This is a genomic window from Pseudorhodoplanes sp. (assembly GCF_046289595.1).
Classification (GTDB): Bacteria; Pseudomonadota; Alphaproteobacteria; order Rhizobiales; family Xanthobacteraceae; genus Pseudorhodoplanes.
Window position 1 is genome coordinate 1 of record NZ_JBKBVB010000178.1, and the last position, 5,806, is coordinate 5,806.

The 5,806-nt window shown below is 66.0% G+C and carries 7 protein-coding genes and 1 pseudogene; 2 read left to right on the forward strand and 6 right to left on the reverse strand.

Annotated features, from left to right (window positions below; genetic code table 11):
* Positions 1 to 146: 146 nt before the first annotated feature.
* The 3 genes from ACK41X_RS22185 to ACK41X_RS22195 are packed head-to-tail and all read right to left on the reverse strand — an operon-like array spanning position 147 to position 3,243.
* Positions 147 to 494, reverse strand: coding sequence for a DUF1491 family protein (locus tag ACK41X_RS22185; RefSeq protein ID WP_409728088.1), 348 nt, complete (start codon positions 492 to 494; stop codon positions 147 to 149).
* Between the two features lie 60 nt (positions 495 to 554).
* On the reverse strand, positions 555 to 1,382 hold the full coding sequence (locus tag ACK41X_RS22190) for a peptidoglycan-binding domain-containing protein (RefSeq protein WP_409728091.1): 828 nt from the start codon (positions 1,380 to 1,382) through the stop codon (positions 555 to 557).
* On the reverse strand, positions 1,375 to 3,243 hold the full coding sequence (locus ACK41X_RS22195; RefSeq protein ID WP_409728094.1) for an ATP-binding protein: 1,869 nt from the start codon (positions 3,241 to 3,243) through the stop codon (positions 1,375 to 1,377). The genes ACK41X_RS22190 and ACK41X_RS22195 overlap by 8 nt, the downstream gene beginning before the upstream one ends.
* 345 nt (positions 3,244 to 3,588) lie before the next feature.
* Here ACK41X_RS22195 and ACK41X_RS22200 point away from each other — a divergent pair, with 345 nt between their 5' ends.
* Positions 3,589 to 3,990 (forward strand): DUF5330 domain-containing protein, encoded by a 402-nt coding sequence (locus ACK41X_RS22200; protein ID WP_409728097.1) that lies wholly within the window; start codon positions 3,589 to 3,591, stop codon positions 3,988 to 3,990.
* Between the two features lie 76 nt (positions 3,991 to 4,066).
* Entirely contained in the window at positions 4,067 to 4,492 is a 426-nt protein-coding gene (locus ACK41X_RS22205) for a SufE family protein (RefSeq protein ID WP_409728100.1), read from the forward strand.
* Between the two features lie 34 nt (positions 4,493 to 4,526).
* Here the strand turns inward: ACK41X_RS22205 and ACK41X_RS22210 are convergent, their stop codons facing one another.
* The 3 genes and pseudogenes from ACK41X_RS22210 to ACK41X_RS22220 form a co-directional block, all read right to left on the reverse strand.
* Complete coding sequence (locus ACK41X_RS22210; protein ID WP_409728103.1) at positions 4,527 to 5,144, reverse strand: DUF6456 domain-containing protein; 618 nt, start codon at positions 5,142 to 5,144, stop codon at positions 4,527 to 4,529.
* Positions 5,141 to 5,515: a helix-turn-helix domain-containing protein gene (locus tag ACK41X_RS22215; RefSeq protein WP_409728106.1), complete on the reverse strand. Its 375-nt coding sequence runs from the start codon at positions 5,513 to 5,515 to the stop codon at positions 5,141 to 5,143. The genes ACK41X_RS22210 and ACK41X_RS22215 overlap by 4 nt, the downstream gene beginning before the upstream one ends.
* A gap of 173 nt (positions 5,516 to 5,688) precedes the next feature.
* Positions 5,689 to 5,806: pseudogene (locus ACK41X_RS22220) on the reverse strand (DUF308 domain-containing protein); the annotation flags it as partial.

Here is a 5,806-nt window from a genome sequence, read left to right on the forward strand (position 1 = left end):
TCGAGGCGCGCAGCGTCCTGCATCGTCGGGTGCACTGGGACGAAACACCGGCCGATATGCGACGGAGCGCGCCGGGCGAGGAGCGCCGCACCGAAACCATCGCTTCGCCGGCGCGGCTGCGCCGCGAATCCGCGCGGCGCTGACGGCTATCCGACAACCCGATCGAGGAAATGTCGGCCCTGCGGGTCCTCGACCTCGACCAGCCAGATATCCGGATCGAAATCGATCTGCCGCGCGAGATATTTCTCCGCTTCCTCGTTCGGCCGCGGCTGCGCTTTCAGGCAGGCCATGAAAGCGCGATCGCCGGGATGCGGCTCGTCGAAACTGCTTTGCGGCGCAGGTCCATAAAGGTCCGCGGTGCCGTCGAGCCGGTCGATCTTGACGAAGATGGCGCCAGCTTCCTCGGCGCCGCGACGGCGCACCACCGCATACGCGCCCTCGACCATGCAGCGCCGGATATAGGCGGAAACCCAGATCGCCGATTTCAGCCGCATGTCCGTCCGTGCCGTGGCAGCGCCCGCGCCGCAGGGACCGCCCTGGCGCAATGCGTGCAGCTAATCCAGCTCGCGGCCGGTGACAATCGCCAATTCGCGCATCAGCCGCGGCGAAATCTGTCCGGTGACCGGCATCTTGCGCGCGCGCTCGAATTGCTCGATGGCAGCTTTGGTCTCCGGACCGAAGGTCCCGTTCGGCCGGAACTGTCCATAGCCGTAGTCGGTCAGGGCACGCTGCACCGCAAAGATCCGCTTCGAGGACGGCGCGATCAATTCGGCAATCGGATCCGTCGGGACCGGCTGCGGCGGCACCGGACGCGCAGCGGCAGCCTTCGCCTGCGAGCGCATCACCGCCCGCAGGAAGACCTCGTTCGGCTCGGACCCGGGCCGCAGGCCCGATGCCTGTTCGAAGTCGCGCATCGCCGCATTGGTTTTCGGACCGAACACGCCGTCCGGCGCACCGTCATAGAAACCGCGGCGCGAAAGTTCGCGCTGAATATCGGCAATCACTTCGTTGCGGGGCCGCGGCGCCGGCGCAGCCTCGGGCTTTGCCGTGATCGGGGGCGCGATCGTATCGGTACGGACGGGTTCGCTGCCCTGCGCTACAGGCGTGCGGGCATTCACCGCCGCCTGCGGAGCCGGTCCGGTGATTTCCTGCCCGACGACGCGCGGCAATTTTGCGGGCGCTGCGGGCGCCGGCGCAGGCTTTGCGGCAAACAGCGGCGCCGGATGCGGGCCCGATTGCAGCAACGCGGCATTGGTGACGATGGCGCCGAGCGCCGCTGCCGCGACCGCCGCTGCAATCGCATCCTTGCGCCAGCCTGCATTGCGCGAAGCCTCGTTGTCGTCGACGGCGACCGCTCCTTTTCGCTGCGAAACCCTACGCACTCTTCCTGACCCGTAGCTCGTTTGGCATTTGATCCGGCGTGTCCTGCTGCCTGCGCGGCAATTCGATGGGCATTAGCGGATTGCCCCGCCGCGGCGCAACGGCCTCGCAATCCAGCGGCAGATAGATGCAGATCGTCGTCCCCTTTCCGAGCTCGCTTTTGACCTCGAGCTCGCCGCCATGCAACGCCACCAATCCCTTCACGATCGACAGACCAAGGCCGGTCCCGTCGTGACGGCGATCATAGGTGGAGCGCGCCTGAAAGAACGGGCTGCCGATCCGCGGCAGATCCGCCGCGCTGATGCCGACGCCGGTATCCTCGACCGATACCGCGAGCCGCTCGCCCTCGACCCGCGTGGCGATGACAATCGAGCCCCCGCGATTGGTGAACTTGATCGCATTGGAAAGCAGATTGAGCATGATCTGCTTGAAGGCGCGCTTGTCGGCGACGATGTCGGGAAGATTATCGGCATTGCGCATCACGAGTTCCAGTCCGGCATCGTGCGCGCGAAGCGCGAGAATATCGCAGCAATTGCTCACCACCCTTGCCGGGGCGAACGGCTCGGGCGTGATCTCGAAATCCCCGTTCTCCATCTTCGACATGTCGAGAATGCCATTGACCACGGCAAGCAGATGGTTGCCGGAATCGTTGATGAGGCGCGCATATTCGCGCCGCCGCGCGGCGTCGATGCGCATCTCCGCCTCGTTCGACAGCATTTCCGAAAAGCCGATGATGGCGTTGAGGGGGGTGCGCAATTCGTGGCTCATGGTCGCAAGGAACCGCGTCTTGGCGGCATGGGCGCGTTCGGATTCGATTCGCGCGGCCTCGAGCGCCTGCTCCTGCTCCTTGCGATCCGAGATGTCGCGGATCACGGACACGACTTCCGGAACTGGCCCCTGATTGGCGCAATCGTCGAGCGGACGGCACCGCATCTCCACCCAAACGAATTCCATGCCGGAAGCGACGCCGTCTTTCGAACGGCGCAAGCGAAACTCGACCGATTGCGGAGCGCCGTGCGCCGCATCTGCGAGCGCCGACAAATAGGCCGGACGGTCCGCGACATGGACACGATCGAACAGGCCGCTTTCCATCAATTCGTCCGGCCGCGCGCCCAGCAGGCTTTGCGCCGCCGGCGATACGAACAGCACCGCGCCGTTGCGCCCGTGCCGGGTGATGACGTCTGTCATGTTGCGCGCGAGCAGGCGATAGCGTTCCTCCTCGGCATGGCGCATTTGAAGCGAGGCGCGGGCGAAGGCTTCCGCGCCGAGCGCAAGAGCGGTTCCGTAAAGCGCCGCCGAGACGATGCCGAGCGCAGCGAGGCCGGCATGGTCGGCAAGATTGTAGGGCGGCACCGCACCGATTTCCTGCATCGCCAGCAGGATGCCCGCCGCGGTCAGAGCGAATACGGCCGCCACGAGGACGCACCTGCGCGATGCCGACAATGCCGCTTCGAGCGGCACCACAACGAGCCAGATTGCGGCAAAGGAGGAAATGCCGCCGGTCCGGTACGACACGGCAAACACGATCGCGGTCAGCGCGAAGGCGGACAACAGATGCGCCGCCTCATAGCGGCCGGTCCGTGACAGGAAAAACGCAATCAGGATCGGGGCAATGAGCCAGGCGAATACCGCGATTTCCAGCACGCTCGGGACGCCGCGCACCACCAGATAAACCGGCAGGGCGGCGAGCGCGAGCAGCGCTCCAAGCAAACGCGGCGCGATGAAGGCGCGGTGCCTGGCCGCAGTCAACGGGTCCTGCCGCACCGACGGGTGCACCAGGCTGTTGAAATAATCGCGAAACGGCTCAGCGAAACTCAAGGCAACACCTTGCGCCAGCTTGACGTGAGCCGACGCACTCCCCATTGGCCGGCGATCCTGTCAGACGCGGCTTAAGCGAACGCTAAGGGAACGGAGCCGCGCGATACGGACGCAACAGAGGAAGCCCAAAATGCAAGCCGCGCGCGACCCATGTCGCCGGATGGTGAACGCTTTGTTGCCCGTTAAGGTGTCGAAATCGTTGCCGGGCGCGGAAGGACGCTGCAGCTGCGCACGCCCGCACAGGCTCCGCGTGCGATCGAGTAAAATTCTAATCAAAATCGATGCGCATTCTCATCGAATGAGCCGCAAAAGCCAAACCGGCTTTTCAGCCGCGTTTGCTAGGGAAAGCGCGTGCAAGCGGCCGTTCGAGCCGCGGGGAGCGTCGGGGTCATGTTCTTTCTCCTGCGTGTCGCATTCTGGCTCAGTATCGTGCTCGTGCTGCTGCCGAGCGGCGATTACCGTTCCAAGGATCAGGCGCCGCAAATCGGCGCCGCCGATGCCGTGAGCGCCGCAGGCGCCGCGGTCGCCGACCTCGGCGGCTTCTGTGGCCGGCAGCCGCAGGCCTGCGATGTCGGCGGCCAGGCCGCCATTGCTTTTGGCCAGCGGGCGCAGGCCGGCGCGCGCTTCCTGTTCGATCTTTTGCAGGACAGCCTGGCTCCGGCTTCGACCGGATCGGTGGCCCGCAATACCAGCGACAAGGCGCCGGTTTCGCAGCACACCCTGAAGCCCTCCGATCTGGAACCTGAATGGCGCGCGCCATTGCCGCCACGCGACCCGCGCCGGCCGGCCTGACACCGCAGACGATTGCAGCGCTTTTCCCGATCTCCGCCCCCGCCTATATGTGACGCGGGACAACAAGGCCGGGACGATGACGATCGACGAGATCTCCGACAATTTCGAACTCCTCGACGAGTGGGACGACCGCTACCGCTATCTCATCGAGCTCGGCCGCACCTTGCCGGAATTGCCCGATGACGCGCGCATCGAGGCCAACAAGGTGCGCGGCTGCGCCAGCCAGGTCTGGATGACCACCGAAACCCGGCGCCAAGGGTCCGCCGGACCGGTGCTTGTTTTCGGCGGCGACAGCGACGCGCATATTGTGCGGGGCCTGATCGCGATCCTGCTCGCGCTCTATTCGGGCAAGCCGGCGCGGGAAATCCTCGACACCGATGCCCATGCGCTGTTCGAAAAGCTCGGCCTGCGCGAGCATCTGACGCCGCAGCGCTCCAATGGCTTCCGCGCCATGGTGGACCGGATCAAGTCTGACGCGCACGCGGCGCTTGCCACAGTTTGACAGACGTGCCGGTCCGCGCATGCCGGCGGCCTCATCATTCCTCCGGATCGGTGCCGCACGCCGATATGCCGTCCGACCAGGCGCGGAGCGCGGCACGGGATTTTCCGGCAAGTTCCGCACGGTACCCGTAGTGGCGTGCCAGCCGCTCCAGCGCCAATTGCAGCACCACCTTTGCCGAGCGCGCCGGCCAGCGCCGCTCGCTTTCGACCGTATCGAGCTTCTTGAGGAAGCAGCACACATCGATCAGCAGGCCTGAAAATTCCGGCCCCGTGGCATCGAGCGCATGCCGCAGCCGCTGGCGCGCGGCGACCGCGCCTTCGGTCATCTGGCCGGATGTCTGACCATCGCGGCGTCCGCTGGCGACGGCAGCCTGCCAGTTCGCGGTGGTCCGCGGCATCATCTGCGCGTGGGTGAAATCGGCCCGCAGCCGTTCGCCGGCCAGAAGATGGTGCGGCTCAATCAGCGGGCGGCCATCGGCGCCCTTGCGGCGCGCCAGCCAGAGCAGCGGACTCTCCGCTTCGTCGAATCGTGCGCCAGCCCCGATCCCGGTTCCGGCTGCCTCGACCAGCGACAGATGCTGTTCGCGATAGCGATCGATCGCGACGCCAACAGCCGATTGCGGGCGCGTGCTTGCGAAACGAGGCGGCGTCATTGCAGCGCCTCGTCGCAGTCGTTGCGGGGCGTCACGAAACTCTCCATGGCGTGGAGCAAGGCGTCGAAGTGCGGATCGTCGCGTAGGTCTTCGACCACACGGCAGGCATGAGCGGCCGTTGTGCGGTCGCGGCCGAACAAGCGGCCCGCGCGCGACAAGGTCTGGCCGAGCGCAACGCGCGCCAGATACATCCCGGCCTGGCGGGCCAGCGCAATATCGGCGCGGCCGCGCGTCGGCGCACACAGATGACGCCGGTCCACGCCGAAGCCGAAGGCGACCGCCGTCAGCAAGCGTTGTTCGCAGTCGACCACCCGCGGTGCGGGGCCGCCGCCGGTTACGATCTGCGCCGCACGCAGATCGTTGGCCGTCATCCTCGGTGGCTGCCGCAATGCCGCAGGCCGCTTCGCTTGCTCGCTGGTTTGCCCGTTCATGACGCCTCTCTATAGGACTTAATACCTATAGAATGCAATGGCGGCAGGCGCAGGGGGATAACTTTTTCGCGGCGACTCAAAGGCGGCAAGTTCCGCCGTTGTCTCGGCGCGGATCAGCCGTTCTTTTCGAGGTGGTTGCGCAGTTCCTCGATCGAGCCGAAGCGGACGACGCCCTGTGCCAGTTCGGCCTCGATCGAGCCGTCGGTGTAGAGCGTATAGGCCATCCCATCC

What these genes read in the sequence shown, in the direction of transcription:
- ACK41X_RS22195 (WP_409728094.1), bottom strand. Translation starts at nt 3,243, where the DNA reads ATGGGGAGTGCGTCGGCTCACGTCAAGCTGGCGCAAGGTGTTGCCTTG.
- ACK41X_RS22205 (WP_409728100.1), top strand. Translation starts at nt 4,067, where the DNA reads ATGACGATCGACGAGATCTCCGACAATTTCGAACTCCTCGACGAGTGG.
- ACK41X_RS22215 (WP_409728106.1), bottom strand. Translation starts at nt 5,515, where the DNA reads ATGACGGCCAACGATCTGCGTGCGGCGCAGATCGTAACCGGCGGCGGC.
- ACK41X_RS22200 (WP_409728097.1), top strand. Translation starts at nt 3,589, where the DNA reads ATGTTCTTTCTCCTGCGTGTCGCATTCTGGCTCAGTATCGTGCTCGTG.
- ACK41X_RS22210 (WP_409728103.1), bottom strand. Translation starts at nt 5,144, where the DNA reads ATGACGCCGCCTCGTTTCGCAAGCACGCGCCCGCAATCGGCTGTTGGC.
- ACK41X_RS22185 (WP_409728088.1), bottom strand. Translation starts at nt 494, where the DNA reads ATGCGGCTGAAATCGGCGATCTGGGTTTCCGCCTATATCCGGCGCTGC.